Raw genomic sequence first — 14421 nt, 5'->3', positions numbered from 1 at the left:
CACATGAATTTATCCGCCACACTTCTTCTCGCTTTTGGCATGTCTATGGATGCCTTTGCTGCTTCTATCGGCAAAGGGGCCACGCTGCATAAACCTAAATTCTCTGAAGCACTGCGCACCGGTCTTATCTTCGGCGTGATTGAAACCCTGACGCCGCTGATCGGCTGGGGGCTTGGCATGCTGGCCTCGCAATTTGTGCTTGAATGGAACCACTGGATTGCGTTTATATTGCTGGTTTTTCTTGGCGGGCGCATGATCGTTGAAGGCGTGCGCGGCGATGATGATATGGCAGACACGCCGCACCGCCACGGCTTCTGGCTGCTGGTGACAACGGCCATTGCCACCAGCCTGGATGCGATGGCTGTCGGCGTAGGCCTTGCGTTTTTGCAGGTTAATATCATCACCACTGCGCTGGCGATTGGCTGCGCGACGCTGGTAATGTCCACGCTGGGCATGATGATTGGCCGTTTTATCGGCCCGTTGCTTGGCAAGCGGGCTGAAATTCTCGGCGGCATCGTGCTTATCGGTATCGGCTCGCAGATCCTCTGGAGCCACTTCGCGCCTTAAGCGTCCCGCTGTAAACAGTGAATACTGAAATCGGCCTGGCAGCGGAAATTTTCCGTTGCCGCTAACTGCTCCCACACTTCAGGCTTTGCCCGCCACGCAAAAGGCGTCATCTGTAATAGTGCGACGGCCTGCTCGCCTGTTACGCTGAGTTCATAGCTTAGCGAATGCTCTTCAACCACTTTAAAACCATCGATTTCGCCTGAATTTGGCGCGTGCAGCTGCACGTCGTCATAAATCAGCCCTTTTAGCTCCAGTAAATGGCGCGGCCCAGGTGCTGCGGTGAAAACCATCCCTTCCTTTTTAACGACTCGCGCCAGCTCCTGCGCTTTGCAGGGGGCGTAGATACGTACCAGCGCATCGATGCTGTTATCGTTGAAAGGCAGGCGATGGCTCGACGCCACGCAGAACATTGCCTGCGGATAGCGCCTGGCCGCCGCGCGGATCGCGGCTTTCGAGACATCAAGCCCATAGGCTTGTGCGCCATGCTGACCAGCAATTTCGGCAAATGCGTGAGTGTAATACCCTTCCCCACAGCCAATATCCAGCAGCGCATCGGCCTGCGTCGGTAAGTGCATTTGCAGAAGTGTCGCCAGCATGTCGCGCAGCGGCTGGTAGTGCCCGGCATCTAAAAAAGCACGGCGCGCCTGCATCATCTGCGCGTTATCTCCCGGATAGCGTGAACGTTTATGCTGCACGGGCAGCAAATTCACATAGCCCTCTTTGGCGATATCAAACTGGTGTCGCTCCGGGCAGACAAACGATCTCTCCTGACGGCTGAGCGGCGCGTGGCAGAGGGGGCAACTGAAAGACATAAAAACTCCGGCGGGCAATTCCTGAAGGGCGAAAGTTTACCGCTAATTACCGTATCGTGGAAATTAAAAAGCCCCGCACAAAGGCGAGGCTTTTTGCTGACATTGACGCGCGCAAGGCGCTTCAAGTTCAGAGGTGTCGAAATCAGATAGCAGTTACGTTGACTGCAGCCGGGCCTTTCTGACCGTCCTGAATTTCAAACTCAACGTTCTGGCCTTCGGCCAGCGTTTTGAAACCATTACCCTGAATTGCAGAGAAGTGTACGAACACATCTTTGCTACCGTCATTCGGAGTAATGAAACCAAAACCTTTGGATTCGTTGAACCACTTAACTTGACCTTTAATCTTTGCCATTTGCAAAATTCCTTAATGTATATACTTCGCCCGCAGGCATTGACTGAGAAAACTGAGACATTACTGCTTGAGGCACTAATATAAGGTTCGGCAGAGAAGCTGTATTCAACGAAAAGTGTTTACTCAGGACTTCTTTACTGAAAATGCCACACATAAACAGAACTGTACCTCGTTTGACCCAAAACGTGTTATCACATAATACGTAAATTATGGCAAGCCATTTTTAAACGTGTCTCGATCCGTCGCACAAATTCCATGGTTATAAGAGCATCTTCTGCACTTTTATTCACTACGTTGAACGTTATAGCAGCCGATCTGTAGCATCAGAAAGCGTTGAATAAAGCGTAATTTTTCGCCTTAGCTCAACGACTTCCGTCTTTTTACCGTACCGATAAAAGGCATATGATCCTTTATAACATTTTTCGCATAGATATGCTTTTTCTTGCACCAGGACAATTCTTAAACAATATCTTAAAATGCAAAAACTATTACGCCAGTTAACTATCGGATAGTTGCTGCGTAAATAAGCAAAGCTTGCACCAAAATAATGAATTTATGATGACAATGCTTCATGAGTGGGCAATAAAAACGTTTCGCTACAAATAAGCGAGATCATTTTTATAACAATATGCCTGGATAATGTCCGGAGCAAAAATTTAATAGAAAAAATAGTCGCCAACAATCAGCTTACTAGACCAGGCATAATCTCCACTCGTTTCGCTTATTGTGCATTACCCTGGGTTTACAGAGTAACAACAACCCCACCGTATGTTTCCGGCGCTGCATTAAGTATAGTTTATATAAAGCGAGACGGTAGACGCACAGAGAAGAAATGATGATGCCCGACAACGTCAAGATATGCCGGGCCATTTTGCGGTGAGTTAGCGCTCAGCGACCAGACGAATAAAATCATCGTCTTCTTTTTCTTTCGCTTTCGTAGGTTGCGAAGCCTCTTCCTTTTCAGGTTCGTTCGCTTCACACAGACGGCGCAGCAGCGCGTTCTGGCGTTTTTGCTGGTCCAACAGCGCTTCAAGCAGCTCAATCTGCTCATTCGTTCGCGAGCTGGCGCGGTTAATAAAGAACCACAACACCAGACCCACTACCAGCAACACTAAAGAGACAACCAGAGACATCAGATTGAGTGCGCCTGAATTTATAACGTCGTTCATTTTACCACCTCAAAGTAGACGCCACATTTTACCACCGGCATCAGAGAAGGGTATCAATTACTAATATGAATTTACCAGGGAATGAACTTATTGATTATACAAACACCACTGTAAAACCTGACATCCTGATCGCACATCACGTTAAGCATTTGAATCCAGAGCAGCAAGCAGACAGCCAGCACGGCAATCAGCAACAGCCATCTAAATCGTCTCACTCATTTCTCCGATAAATTGCAAAGGCATACACATTAGCATGACTTACTTAAACCGCGACTAACCGCAGCCTTTTTCACGCTCTTTTAGGAATGGTCAACTTGTTGCGCGGCGTAAAGTTAGTAGGATCATATATAGTTTACCGATATGCAAGGAGCTAACATGCGAACACTCATTCGCTTTGTCATCGTTGTCGCACTGCTGTGGATTGGTCTCTTGCTGAGCGGTTATGGTGTGTTGATTGGCAGCACGCAAAATGCGGGCGGGCTGGGTTTGCAATGTAGCTATCTGACAGCACGGGGCACCAGCACCGCACAATATATACACTCAAGTAATGGTTTGTTTGGCCTGACCAACTGTCCGCTGTTGCGTAAAAGCAGCACGGTCATCGATAACGGATAACAGTTACCAATGATAAAGCCCCCGGTGGGGTAATGCCGGGGGCTTTATTTAACGTAAAGAATTAAAACGGATAGTCGTTATAACCCATCTGTTCGGAAATTTTACGCGCGGCGTTATGCAGCATATCAACGTATTCGTGCAGTCGCTCTTCCGAGAAGCGCAGCGTCGGGAAGGAGATGCTAAGACCGGCAATCACCACGCCGAAACGGTCGAAAACAGGCACGCCAATGCAGCGCAGCCCCTCTTCCTGCTCTTCGTTATCTTCGCCATACCCTTGCTGGCGGACAATATCCAGCATCGGCAGCAGATCTTCCGTACTGGTTATCGTGCGATCGGTGCTGCGTTTATATTCTACGCCTTCCAGGATTTGCAACACTTCGTCACGATCGCGCCACGCCAGCAGCACTTTACCGATTGCCGTGCTGTACAGCGGGTTGCGACGACCGATGCGCGAGTACATGCGCAGGTTATACATTGAGTCAATTTTATGGATGTAAACGATGCTGTCTTCATCCAGCGCCCCCAGGTGAATCGTCTCTTTGGTCAGGCGAGAAAGTTCACGCATCTGGATATCCGCGCTACGGATAAGATCAACGTTTTGCAACGCGCGCGCGCCCAGCTCAAAGAGTTTCAGCGTCAGGGAGTATTTTTCTGATTCGCCTTCCTGTGCCACATAGCCCAGCGATTTCATCGTTTGCAAAAAGCGATAAACGGTGCTTTTTGACATCATAACGCGCTGCGATAACTCCGTGATACCGATTTCGCGTTCCTCGCCAAGCGCCTGCAGAATGCCAAAAACCTTCAGTACTGAAGAGACAGAATCTGGCTGTTTGTCCAAATCTGCGATTGCCATTAATCACCTCATCGCCGTGTTTTATAAAATTCAGAATTGGTTTTTATTATAAATTCGTCGCCCGGCTGCCGCAATCAACGTTTGTCAACTTCGTTACAAATCTGCGACATAAAGCCGGGTAAGCAGTGGTAGAATTACGCCTTCCTTTATCGTGCAATTATCAATCTGACATCCAAATGGATAAAACGAACCCGGACGGGTTGCCTGTCCCTGCGCGCTACGGCGCTATTCTGACTATTGTTATCGGCCTGACCATGGCGGTGCTGGACGGGGCGATTGCCAACGTCGCGCTGCCCACGATTGCACAAGATCTTCAGGCTTCGCCTGCAAGCTCCATCTGGATTGTCAACGCGTATCAAATTGCCATTGTGGTATCGCTGTTGATCCTCTCTTTCCTTGGCGATATGTTCGGCTACCGCCGTGTCTATCAGTGCGGCCTGGTGCTTTTCACCCTCACCTCGCTGTTTTGTGCGTTGTCTGATTCGCTGTTTACGCTCACCCTTGCGCGCGTGGCGCAAGGGTTTGGCGGTGCCGCGCTGATGAGTGTCAATACTGCGCTTATCCGCCTGATTTATCCGCACAGTAAACTCGGGCGCGGCATGGGGATTAACTCGTTTGTGGTTGCTGTGGCTTCGGCTGCCGGACCGACGATCGCAGCGGCCATTCTCTCTGTTGCGTCATGGCAGTGGCTATTTTTAATCAATGTGCCGCTGGGGATTATCTCCCTGCTGCTGGCGCTGAAATTTTTACCCGCCAATGCTGCGCGCGGTACGAAACCGAAATTTGATTTACCCAGTGCCGTAATGAATGCCCTGACCTTCGGCCTGTTGATAACCGCCCTGAGCGGTTTTGCCCAGGGGCATTCCGCGTCGCTAATCGCTGCTGAGGTGATAGCGCTGCTGGTCATTGGCTGGTTTTTTGTGCGCAGGCAGTTGCGTTTGCCGGTGCCGTTGTTACCGGTAGATCTGCTGCGCATACCGCTTTTCTCGCTCTCCATTGGCACGTCTGTCTGCTCGTTTTGCGCCCAGATGCTGGCGCTGGTTTCGCTGCCGTTCTTTTTACAATCTACGCTCGGGCGTAGCGAAGTGGAAACCGGACTGCTGCTCACTCCCTGGCCGCTGGCCACGATGGTGATGGCGCCGCTGGCCGGTTATCTCATTGAACGGGTTCATGCAGGATTGCTCGGTGCGCTGGGTCTGGTGATGTTTGCCGGTGGGCTGTTCGCGCTGGCGATGCTGCCTGCGACCCCGACGGATAGTGATATTATCTGGCGTATGGTGCTGTGCGGCGCAGGTTTTGGCCTCTTTCAGTCACCGAATAACCACACAATTATTACCTCGGCACCGCCTCAACGCAGCGGTGGAGCAAGCGGTATGCTGGGCACCGCGCGCTTGCTTGGGCAAAGCACAGGGGCGGCGCTGGTGGCCTTAATGTTTAACTTTTTTGCCGACAGCGGCACGCATACATCGCTGCTGGTGGCAGGTTCGCTGGCGACGCTTGCCGCCATTATCAGCAGTTTACGTATAAGCCAGCCCCGCACGGCGTAAAAAAAAGCGCGTCGACCGACGCGCTTTTCTTTCTTCGTAACAATTACTTCAGGTACTCCCCGCTGCGCAGGGCTTCAATACGTTTATCCAGCGGCGGGTGGGTCATAAACAGCTCGCTGAGTGATTTCGATTTACCGTTAATGCAGAATGCCATCATGCTGCTGGCTTCCTGCGGTTCATAACTTGTTTTCAGGCGTTGCAGCGCAGCAATCATCTTCTCACGACCGACCAGCTTCGCCGAACCGGCATCGGCGTGGAACTCACGATAACGGGAGAACCACATGGTGATGATGCTTGCCAGGATGCCAAACACCAGCTCCAGCACGGTTGCCACCGCGAAATAGATAAGCGGGTTGCCGTTGCTCTCTTCGCCATCGTCACGGTTCCCGCCGAGGAAACCAGCGGCAATCTGCGCAATGATACGCGAGATAAAGATAACGAAGGTGTTCACCACACCCTGGATAAGCGTCATGGTCACCATGTCACCGTTGGCGATATGGCTGATTTCATGCGCAATGACCGCTTCGGCCTCATCACGACTCATGTTTTGCAGCAACCCGGTGCTGACTGCGACCAGTGACGCGTCGCGACGGGCGCCGGTGGCAAAGGCGTTGATATCCGGCGCATGGTAAATGGCGACCTGCGGCATAGCGATCCCCGCCTGGCGAGACTGACGGGCTACGGTATCGACCAGCCAGCGTTCCATATCGTTACGCGGCTGCTCAATCACCTCGCCGCCAACGGATTTCAGCGCCATCCATTTCGACATTAACAAAGAAACGAATGAGCCACCAAAACCAAACAGCAGCGCCATAATTAACAAACCCTGAACGCTGCTCGACTGAATGCCCGTCAGGCTAAGCACCAGCCCGAACACCAACATGACGGCCAGGTTAGTCAACAGGAAGAGCGCGATTCGCATCATAATGTTCTTTTTACCTCTGTTTAACAAAACGCACTAAGCGATTACCCACATCGTATGGGTAGAAATGCTATTTTCAAGTATCCAGGCCGCGTAAGTCATGAGAAAGACACAACTTTACATTTTGTAGCATTATGCTTACGCCACCAGAAAAATGTAAAAAAAACAGGCACAATCTCTTGTGCCTGTTTTTAGCTTGCGCCTAACTTACTGTTTTGCAGCAGCAGGTTGTTCCGCCGGTTTCTCTTTCTCAAGATGGGCCAGGTCGAGCGCTATCTTGACGGTTTCATCAAGATACGGATCCGGTTCCTGATAATCCTTCGGCAAATCATCCAGTTTTTTCAGCAGCGGTTTACCTTCACGCTTCAGGCGATCGTTTAAACGAGAGAGGCGAATGGCATCCTCTTCGGCGTTCTCTTTTTCACGCTGCGCGAAATTCAACGACACAATGTTGCGCTTGTCCTTCATCGCTTCAAAGCGTGCAATGTCTTTCGCAATATACTGGAACTCCGGATCGTCAGCGATGCGCGCTTCGTGGTTTTTCAGCAGCTCAGGGCCAAACGGCTTCAAATCGCCGGTTCGCACGAAAGTCGCCGCGTTGATGCTGTCCCACGGTAAAGCGTTATCTTCGAATTTCTCACCCGTTTCCGTAACCTGCGTCCCGGTAGGCATAATGATATCCGGCTTCACGCCTTCACGCTGCGTACTGCCGCCGTTCACGCGATAGAATTTCTGGATGGTGTACTGCACCGATCCCAACGCTGGCCATTCCGGGCGCAGCATCTGATCGTAAATACGGTTCAGGGAGCGATATTGCTGAACCGTGCCTTTACCAAAGGTCGGTTCACCCACAATCAGCGCCCGGCCATAATCCTGCATGGCGGCAGCAAAAATCTCAGAAGCAGAGGCGCTAAAGCGGTCAACCAGCACCACCAGCGGGCCTTTATAATAAACCACGCCGTCCGTGTCGCTGTCTTCGCGCACTTTGCCGTTATTATCACGCACCTGCACGACCGGCCCGGAAGGAATAAACAGCCCGGAGAGCGAAACCGCTTCGGTCAGCGCCCCGCCGCCGTTCGTGCGCAAGTCGATAACCACACTGCTGACGTTCTGTTTTTCCAGCTTCTGCAACTGGACTTTCACATCATCTGTCAGGCCAACGTAGAAACCTGGAATGTCCAGCACGCCGACTTTTTCTTTGCCCACAGTCTTCACGGACATTTTCACCGCGCGGTCTTCCAGGCGGATACGCTCACGGGTAAGCGTAATCACGCGCGTTTTCGTTCCCTTACCTGCTGGCAGGATTTCGAGACGCACTTTACTGCCCTTCGGCCCTTTGATCAGCGCAACCACGTCATCGAGACGCCAGCCAATCACATCGACCATATTCTGACCAGGCTGGCCTACGCCAACGATACGGTCGCCGACGCTTATCGCTTTGCTCTTCGCCGCAGGTCCGCCCGCCACCATCGAATTGATGACGGTGTAATCATCATCCATCTGCAAAACCGCGCCAATACCTTCGAGCGACAGGCTCATTTCTGTATTGAACTGCTCGGTGTTGCGCGGTGAAAGGTAATTGGTATGCGGATCGATTTCACGGGCAAACGCGGTCATTGCCAACGAGAAAACATCTTCGCTGTTGCTTTGCGCCAGGCGGCGAATCGCAAATTTATAACGCCGGGAGAGCGTCTCGCGGATCTCTTTTTCGTCTTTGCCCGTCAGTTTGAGGCTCAGCTCGTCATACTTAACTTTGCTGTCCCACAATGCATTCAGCTCCGCTTCATCTTTTGGCCACGGCGCTTTGCTGCGGTCAAGATTAAACGTATCCTTGCCGGTGAAATCCATCGGGCGCTCAAGCACTTTTAACGCGTACTGGTAACGCTCAAAGCGACGTTTTTGCGCAAGATTATAGAGATCGTAAAACACATCCAGCTTGCCGCTGCGCAACTCATCGCTTATCTGGTCTTTCTGTTTGGAGAACTGCTCAACGTCGCTGCCTAACAGCACGTTGTGGCTGTAATCCAGCAGGTTCAGATAACGATTGAAGATCTTTGCGGAGAAAGCCTCATCTAAATCAAACTGCCGGTAGTGTGAGCGCGTAAAACGAGAGGTAACCCGCTCGCTCACCGTCGCGTGCTGCGTCTCTTCCTTAAGTACCGGAATCTGATCAACGCGCGTAATATCTTCCACGGCAAAAGCATGGCCTGTTACGAATAACAGGCCAGCCAATACCGTGCGCTTAAACAAAGTGTTCATGCCAGGCCAGGCCTCCGTTTCAGAACAATAAATGTTCTGCGCGTACAATCATCGACATACCCGAACCAAGCTGTACGCGAACGCCATCTTTCGTCACTTCCAGCACCGTGGCGTCCATCGCATTGTTTCCCGCTTTCACCTTCAGGCTTTGGCCCACGCTTAATTCAGACAAATCTGAAACCGGCGTACGACGTTCTTCCTGCTGTGGTGCACGCTGGGTTTTCGCTGCAGGTTTGTCCTGACGCGGTTTACGCTCACCGCCCTCTTTACGGCGCGGTGCCGGGCGTGCTTTGCGCTCGCGGCGCGGGGTTTCTTCCTGACCAGCTGCAGCGGCCGCTTCGCGTTTTTTCGCCTGCTGTTCAGCGCGTTGCGCCTGAACGCGAGCTTTTGCTTCTTCCAGCTGTTTACGCGCGTGCTCCACATGCTGCTCGTCCAGCACACCGCAAGGGTTGCCATCAAGATCAACACGCGCCACGCCAGCTTTGATACCGTACAGGTAGCGCCAGCTGGAAGTATAAAGACGTAAAGCGGAGCGAAGTTGGGTTTTGCTGAGATTCATCTCACCCTCAACACGCTCAACCAAATCCTGAAAAATACCAATTTTCAGCGGGCGTGCCTCACCTTCAGCACTGAAACAGTGAGGAAAGCGTTCGGCCAAAAAAGCGATAACTTCTTTACTGCTATTCAACTTAGGTTGATTTTCCATGAAATTTCCTGATTACAACGGACGTAGCCAACTAGCCGCAGGCATGAACAGGCGTCATTATAATGACGCTATCGGTAAATGCCACGTTATCCGTTGATTATCCTGCTACGGAATGGCAGATTTTTTTATAATCGGTGGCTGCAATAACATCCTCAAGATGCGAAACCAGCTCGCGCAGCCCCTTTTCATCCTCAGCGGTAAAACGAGAATACTCGACGCTGTCGATATCCAGCACACCAATAATCAGATTATTCACCACCACCGGTAATACGATTTCAGCATTGCTGGCCGCATCGCACGCAATATGCCCGGAGAATTGATGCACGTCATCCACGCGCTGTACGCGATTTTCCGACACGGCGGTGCCACACACGCCGCGACCGACAGGAATACGTACGCAGGCGATTTTTCCCTGAAAAGGTCCTAATACCAGCGTATCCTTTTCAAGCAAATAAAAACCGGCCCAGTTCACGCCTTCAAGACGTTCAAATAAAAGCGCGCTGGTATTTGCAAGCGTCGCTAAAAAACTGGTTTCACCTGTCATTAACGCCTGAAAATCGCGGTTCAGATCCGCGTAAAATTCTGTTTTGTTCATTATTCAACCATTTTGGTGTCTTGCTTTGAAAAAATACATAGCCTATTAAAATAAGCATTAAATGCCTTGATGCTCAAGATGTTCTGGTGATGAGTTAATATAGAACTATTCATACTTTTTTTGATACACGCGATGGCCCTTAAAATTCGACAAATTACGCCAGCAAAAAAAATTACCGTGAGCACAGTGGGCGCAGCCCTACCCCGCGCACATTATCAGCGCTGCCCGCAATGCGATACGCTTTTTGCGTTACCGGTTATGAAATCGCATCAAAGTGCATTTTGCCCCTGCTGCGATGCCAAAATCCGCGATGGCCGGGACTGGTCACTGACGCGTCTGGCGGCCATGGCGGTCACCATGTTGTTACTGATGCCCTTTGCCTATAGCGAACCTTTGTTACATTTTTATTTACTTGGCTCGCGAATTGACGCCAATTTGCTGCAAGGTATCTGGCAAATGAATGCTCAGGGTTCACCGCTGACCGCCGCGATGGTGCTGTTTTGTACCGTTGGCGCGCCGGTGGTATTGGTCGTGTCAATTGCTTATTTGTGGTTCGGTAATATTCTCGGCATGAATTTGCGACCGGTACTGCTGATGCTCGAAAGGCTCAAAGAGTGGGTCATGCTGGATATTTACCTGGTTGGCATCGGCGTGGCATCCATCAAAGTGCAGGACTACGCCTGGTTAAAGCCCGGCATGGGGCTGTATGCTTTTGTTGCGCTGGTTATTCTCAGCGTATTAACACTTATTCATCTCAACGTAGAACAGCTCTGGGAGCGCTACTACCCGCAGCGCCCTGCACGGCGCCCCGACCCGAAGCTGCGTGCGTGCCTGGGCTGCCACTATACCGGCCTGCCGGATGCGCGCGGGCGCTGCCCCCGTTGCCATATTCCTTTGCGTGAGCGCCGCCGCCACAGCCTGCAAAAATGTTGGGCCGCGCTGATTGCGTCTATGATTTTCCTGTTTCCGGCCAACCTGATGCCTATCTCGGTGGTTTACCTCAACGGCGCGCGCCAGGAAGACACTATCTTGTCGGGCATTATTTCTCTGGCAGACAGTAATATCGCCGTGGCCGGAGTGGTTTTTATCGCCAGTATTCTGGTGCCGTTTACCAAAGTCATCGTACTGTTTACACTGCTTATTAGCGTCCACTTCAAATTCCAACGAGGCCTGCGTGCGCGTATCCTGCTGCTGCGTCTGGTGCAATGGATTGGACGCTGGTCGATGCTTGACCTGTTCGTTATTTCGTTGACGATGTCGCTGATTAATCGCGATCAACTTTTGGCTTTTACAATGGGCCCCGCTGCGTTTTATTTCGGCGCGGCGGTCATTTTGACTATTCTTGCTGTGGAATGGCTGGACAGTCGCTTACTCTGGGATGCACATGAGTCACCAAACCCCTGCTTCGCCGACTGAAGCGCGAATTAAAACGAAACGGCGTATTTCGCCATTCTGGTTATTGCCGGTTATTGCAGTGCTGATTGCCGGCTGGCTTGTCTGGAGCAACTATCAGGATCGTGGCAATAGCATCACCATCGATTTTATGTCTGCAGACGGTATCGTCGCCGGACGTACGCCCGTGCGTTATCAGGGTGTGGAAGTGGGTACGGTGCAGGATGTTCGCCTTAGCGACGATCTGAACAAAATTGAGGTCAGCGCCAGCATCAAAGCCAATATGAAAGATGCGCTGCGCAGCGAAACTCAGTTCTGGCTGGTCACGCCGAAAGCGTCGCTGGCGGGGGTGTCGGGGCTTGATGCGCTGGTCGGCGGTAACTATATCGGCATGATGCCGGGTAAAGGCGAACCGCAGGAGCACTTTACTGCGCTGGATACGCAACCAAAGTATCGTCTGAATAATGGCGAGCTGATGATCCACCTGCACGCGCCCGATCTTGGCGCGCTGAACAGCGGGTCGCTGGTCTATTTTCGTAAAATCCCCGTTGGTCGCGTGTATGACTACTCAATTAATACCAATAAACAGGGCGTGACTATTGATGTGCTGATTGAGCGCCGCTTTACCCACCTGGTGAAAAAAGGCAGCCGTTTCTGGAATGTCTCCGGCCTTAAAGCCGACGTGGGTCTCTCCGGTGCGAAAGTGGAGCTGGAAAGCCTGGCGGCGCTGGTCAACGGGGCTATCGCCTTTGACTCGCCGGACAACTCCAAACCCGCCGACCAGGAAGATGAGTACGGTTTGTATGAAGATCTAGCCCACAGTCAACGCGGCGTCCTGGTGAAGCTTGATTTACCTGGCGGCCAGGGGCTGAAAGCTGGGTCGACGCCACTGATGTACCAGGGGCTGGAAGTGGGACAGTTGACAAAAATCGACCTCAATCCTGGCGGCACGGTCACGGGCGAGATGACGGTGGACCCCGGCGTGGTGAATTTGCTGCGCGACAATACGCGTATCGAGATGCACAGTCCCAAAATTACGCTCAATAACCCCAGCATCAGCTCGCTGCTCACCGGCAGTACGCTGGAGCTGGTGCCGGGCGAAGGCAAACCGCGCAACCAGTTTGTGGTACTGCCTGCCGATAAAACCCTGTTGCAGGAGCCTGGCGTGCTGACGCTGACGCTGACCGCGTCTGAAAGCTACGGTATCGATGCCGGGCAACCGCTGGTGCTGCATGGGGTGCAAATTGGCCAGGTGCTGGAGCGCAATCTCACCAGCAAAGGCGTGACGTTTGCCGTCGCCATCGATCCGAAATACCGTGACCTGGTGCATGGCGACAGCAAATTTGTGGTCAACAGCCGGGTGGATGTCAAAGTCGGTCTGGATGGTATCGAATTTCTGGCGGCCAGCGCCACGGAGTGGGTCAGCGGAGGCATCCGCATCCTGCCCGGCGGTAAAGGCGAAATGAAAAACAGTTATCCGCTGTTTGCGAACCTCGATAAAGCGCTGGAAAACAGCCTGAGCGACCTGCCCACCACCACGCTGACACTGACCGCCGATACCCTGCCGGATGTGCAGGCGGGTTCTGTGGTGCTCTATCGCAAGTTTGAAGTCGGAGAAGTGATAACCGTGCGCCCACGCGCGGATGCCTTTGATATCGATCTGCATATCAAGCCTGAGCATCGTAACCTGTTAACCAGTAATAGCGTGTTCTGGGCCGAAGGCGGCGCCAAAGTGCAACTCAACGGTAGCGGTCTGACCGTCCAGGCCTCTCCTCTCTCACGCGCTATCAAAGGTGCAATTAGCTTTGATAACCTCAGCGGCGCCAGCGGGCGCTTGCGTAAGGGTGACAAGCGCGTGCTCTATGCTTCCGAAACAGCCGCGCGGGCCGTGGGTGGCCAGATAACACTGCATGCGTTTGATGCAGGAAAACTGGCAGCCGGTATGCCAATTCGTTATCTCGGCATTGATATCGGGCAGATTCAGGCGCTGAAACTGATGACCACGAAAAATGAAGTGCAGGCCTCAGCCGTGCTCTACCCGGAGTATGTGCAGACCTTTGCCCGTGCGGGTACGCGTTTTTCCGTGATAACACCGCAAATCTCTGCGGCTGGCGTCGAACATCTGGATACTATCCTGCAACCCTATATTAATGTAGAGCCAGGTCGTGGCCCGGTGCGGCGAGATTTTGAGCTGCAGGAAGCGACCATTACCGACTCTCGCTATCTGGATGGCTTAAACATTGTCGTCGAGGCGCCGGAAGTGGGTTCCATGAACATCGGCACCCCGGTACTGTTCCGCGGTATCGAAGTCGGGACCGTGACCGGCCTGACGCTCGGTTCGCTCTCAGATCGGGTAATGGTGGCCATGCGCATCAGTAAACGCTATCAGCACCTGGTGCGTAACAACTCCGTGTTCTGGCTGGCTTCAGGCTATACGCTGGACTTCGGTTTAACCGGCGGCGTGGTGAAAACGGGCACCTTCAACCAGTTTATTCGCGGCGGTATCGCATTTGCCACGCCGCCGGGAACGCCGCTGGCGCCGAAGGCACAGCCAGGTAAGCACTTCCTGCTGCTGGAGAGCGAACCCAAAGAGTGGCGTGAATGGGGCACAGCCCTGCCGCGCTAAGCCTGT

The 14421-nt window shown here is 52.5% G+C and carries 14 protein-coding genes and 1 pseudogene; 5 read left to right on the top strand and 10 right to left on the bottom strand.

Going from position 1 to position 14421, the window contains the following annotated elements; genetic code table 11:
• Positions 1-3 precede the first annotated feature (3 nt).
• On the top strand, positions 4-567 hold the full coding sequence (mntP, locus tag ACTU3N_RS17260) for a manganese efflux pump MntP (RefSeq protein ID WP_443087352.1): 564 nt from the start codon (positions 4-6) through the stop codon (positions 565-567).
• Here mntP and rlmA read toward each other — a convergent pair.
• From rlmA to mgrB, 5 genes and pseudogenes are all read right to left on the bottom strand, one after another.
• Complete coding sequence (gene rlmA / locus ACTU3N_RS17255; RefSeq protein ID WP_443087351.1) at positions 564-1379, bottom strand: 23S rRNA (guanine(745)-N(1))-methyltransferase; 816 nt, start codon at positions 1377-1379, stop codon at positions 564-566. The genes mntP and rlmA overlap by 4 nt on opposite strands.
• 142 nt (positions 1380-1521) lie before the next feature.
• Positions 1522-1731, bottom strand: coding sequence for a transcription antiterminator/RNA stability regulator CspE (gene cspE / locus ACTU3N_RS17250; RefSeq protein WP_443087350.1), 210 nt, complete (start codon positions 1729-1731; stop codon positions 1522-1524).
• A 56-nt stretch (positions 1732-1787) separates the two neighbouring features.
• Positions 1788-1885: pseudogene (locus tag ACTU3N_RS17245) on the bottom strand (DUF2627 domain-containing protein); the annotation flags it as partial.
• 727 nt (positions 1886-2612) lie between these two features.
• Entirely contained in the window at positions 2613-2900 is a 288-nt protein-coding gene (locus ACTU3N_RS17240; RefSeq protein ID WP_443087349.1) for a YebO family protein, read from the bottom strand.
• A 71-nt stretch (positions 2901-2971) separates the two neighbouring features.
• Positions 2972-3115, bottom strand: coding sequence for a PhoP/PhoQ regulator MgrB (gene mgrB / locus ACTU3N_RS17235; protein ID WP_443087348.1), 144 nt, complete (start codon positions 3113-3115; stop codon positions 2972-2974).
• 160 nt (positions 3116-3275) lie between these two features.
• Here mgrB and ACTU3N_RS17230 point away from each other — a divergent pair, with 160 nt between their 5' ends.
• Positions 3276-3515, top strand: coding sequence for a YobH family protein (locus ACTU3N_RS17230; protein ID WP_443087347.1), 240 nt, complete (start codon positions 3276-3278; stop codon positions 3513-3515).
• Positions 3516-3576: 61 nt separating this feature from the next.
• On the opposite strand, the gene kdgR is transcribed toward ACTU3N_RS17230, so the two are convergent.
• Positions 3577-4368 carry a DNA-binding transcriptional regulator KdgR gene (gene kdgR / locus ACTU3N_RS17225; protein WP_443087346.1) on the bottom strand — a complete coding sequence of 264 codons (792 nt, stop codon included), beginning with the start codon at positions 4366-4368 and terminating at the stop codon, positions 3577-3579.
• Between the two features lie 176 nt (positions 4369-4544).
• On the opposite strand from kdgR, the gene ACTU3N_RS17220 reads away from it, so the two are divergent.
• Positions 4545-5915, top strand: coding sequence for an MFS transporter (locus tag ACTU3N_RS17220; protein ID WP_443087345.1), 1371 nt, complete (start codon positions 4545-4547; stop codon positions 5913-5915).
• A 43-nt stretch (positions 5916-5958) separates the two neighbouring features.
• Here ACTU3N_RS17220 and htpX read toward each other — a convergent pair whose 3' ends face one another.
• The 4 genes from htpX to ACTU3N_RS17200 form a co-directional block, all read right to left on the bottom strand.
• Positions 5959-6840 (bottom strand): protease HtpX, encoded by an 882-nt coding sequence (gene htpX, locus ACTU3N_RS17215; protein ID WP_443087344.1) that lies wholly within the window; start codon positions 6838-6840, stop codon positions 5959-5961.
• A gap of 204 nt (positions 6841-7044) precedes the next feature.
• Positions 7045-9096, bottom strand: coding sequence for a carboxy terminal-processing peptidase (prc, locus tag ACTU3N_RS17210; RefSeq protein ID WP_443087343.1), 2052 nt, complete (start codon positions 9094-9096; stop codon positions 7045-7047).
• Positions 9097-9115: 19 nt separating this feature from the next.
• Positions 9116-9802 carry an RNA chaperone ProQ gene (proQ, locus tag ACTU3N_RS17205; protein ID WP_443087342.1) on the bottom strand — a complete coding sequence of 229 codons (687 nt, stop codon included), beginning with the start codon at positions 9800-9802 and terminating at the stop codon, positions 9116-9118.
• Between the two features lie 97 nt (positions 9803-9899).
• On the bottom strand, positions 9900-10397 hold the full coding sequence (locus tag ACTU3N_RS17200) for a GAF domain-containing protein (RefSeq protein WP_443087341.1): 498 nt from the start codon (positions 10395-10397) through the stop codon (positions 9900-9902).
• Positions 10398-10529: 132 nt separating this feature from the next.
• Between ACTU3N_RS17200 and yebS the strand changes: the two genes are divergently transcribed.
• Both yebS and ACTU3N_RS17190 read left to right on the top strand, forming a co-directional pair.
• Complete coding sequence (gene yebS, locus ACTU3N_RS17195; RefSeq protein ID WP_443087340.1) at positions 10530-11813, top strand: membrane integrity lipid transport subunit YebS; 1284 nt, start codon at positions 10530-10532, stop codon at positions 11811-11813.
• Positions 11782-14415 (top strand): MlaD family protein, encoded by a 2634-nt coding sequence (locus ACTU3N_RS17190; RefSeq protein ID WP_443087339.1) that lies wholly within the window; start codon positions 11782-11784, stop codon positions 14413-14415. The genes yebS and ACTU3N_RS17190 overlap by 32 nt, the downstream gene beginning before the upstream one ends.
• Positions 14416-14421 lie beyond the last annotated feature (6 nt).

Origin of the sequence: Vagococcus sp. WN89Y, assembly GCF_052220145.1 — a bacterium.
Taxonomy (GTDB): domain Bacteria; phylum Pseudomonadota; class Gammaproteobacteria; order Enterobacterales; family Enterobacteriaceae; genus Kosakonia.
Note: the sequence above shows the minus strand (reverse complement) of the source record. Positions and strands in the feature narration are given on the sequence as shown.

Coding starts and splice junctions, on each gene's coding strand:
- mntP (WP_443087352.1), top strand. CDS start 4: ATGAATTTATCCGCCACACTTCTTCTCGCTTTTGGCATGTCTATGGAT.
- rlmA (WP_443087351.1), bottom strand. CDS start 1,379: ATGTCTTTCAGTTGCCCCCTCTGCCACGCGCCGCTCAGCCGTCAGGAG.
- cspE (WP_443087350.1), bottom strand. CDS start 1,731: ATGGCAAAGATTAAAGGTCAAGTTAAGTGGTTCAACGAATCCAAAGGT.
- ACTU3N_RS17240 (WP_443087349.1), bottom strand. CDS start 2,900: ATGAACGACGTTATAAATTCAGGCGCACTCAATCTGATGTCTCTGGTT.
- ACTU3N_RS17230 (WP_443087347.1), top strand. CDS start 3,276: ATGCGAACACTCATTCGCTTTGTCATCGTTGTCGCACTGCTGTGGATT.
- kdgR (WP_443087346.1), bottom strand. CDS start 4,368: ATGGCAATCGCAGATTTGGACAAACAGCCAGATTCTGTCTCTTCAGTA.
- ACTU3N_RS17220 (WP_443087345.1), top strand. CDS start 4,545: ATGGATAAAACGAACCCGGACGGGTTGCCTGTCCCTGCGCGCTACGGC.
- htpX (WP_443087344.1), bottom strand. CDS start 6,840: ATGATGCGAATCGCGCTCTTCCTGTTGACTAACCTGGCCGTCATGTTG.
- prc (WP_443087343.1), bottom strand. CDS start 9,096: ATGAACACTTTGTTTAAGCGCACGGTATTGGCTGGCCTGTTATTCGTA.
- proQ (WP_443087342.1), bottom strand. CDS start 9,802: ATGGAAAATCAACCTAAGTTGAATAGCAGTAAAGAAGTTATCGCTTTT.
- ACTU3N_RS17200 (WP_443087341.1), bottom strand. CDS start 10,397: ATGAACAAAACAGAATTTTACGCGGATCTGAACCGCGATTTTCAGGCG.
- yebS (WP_443087340.1), top strand. CDS start 10,530: ATGGCCCTTAAAATTCGACAAATTACGCCAGCAAAAAAAATTACCGTG.
- ACTU3N_RS17190 (WP_443087339.1), top strand. CDS start 11,782: ATGAGTCACCAAACCCCTGCTTCGCCGACTGAAGCGCGAATTAAAACG.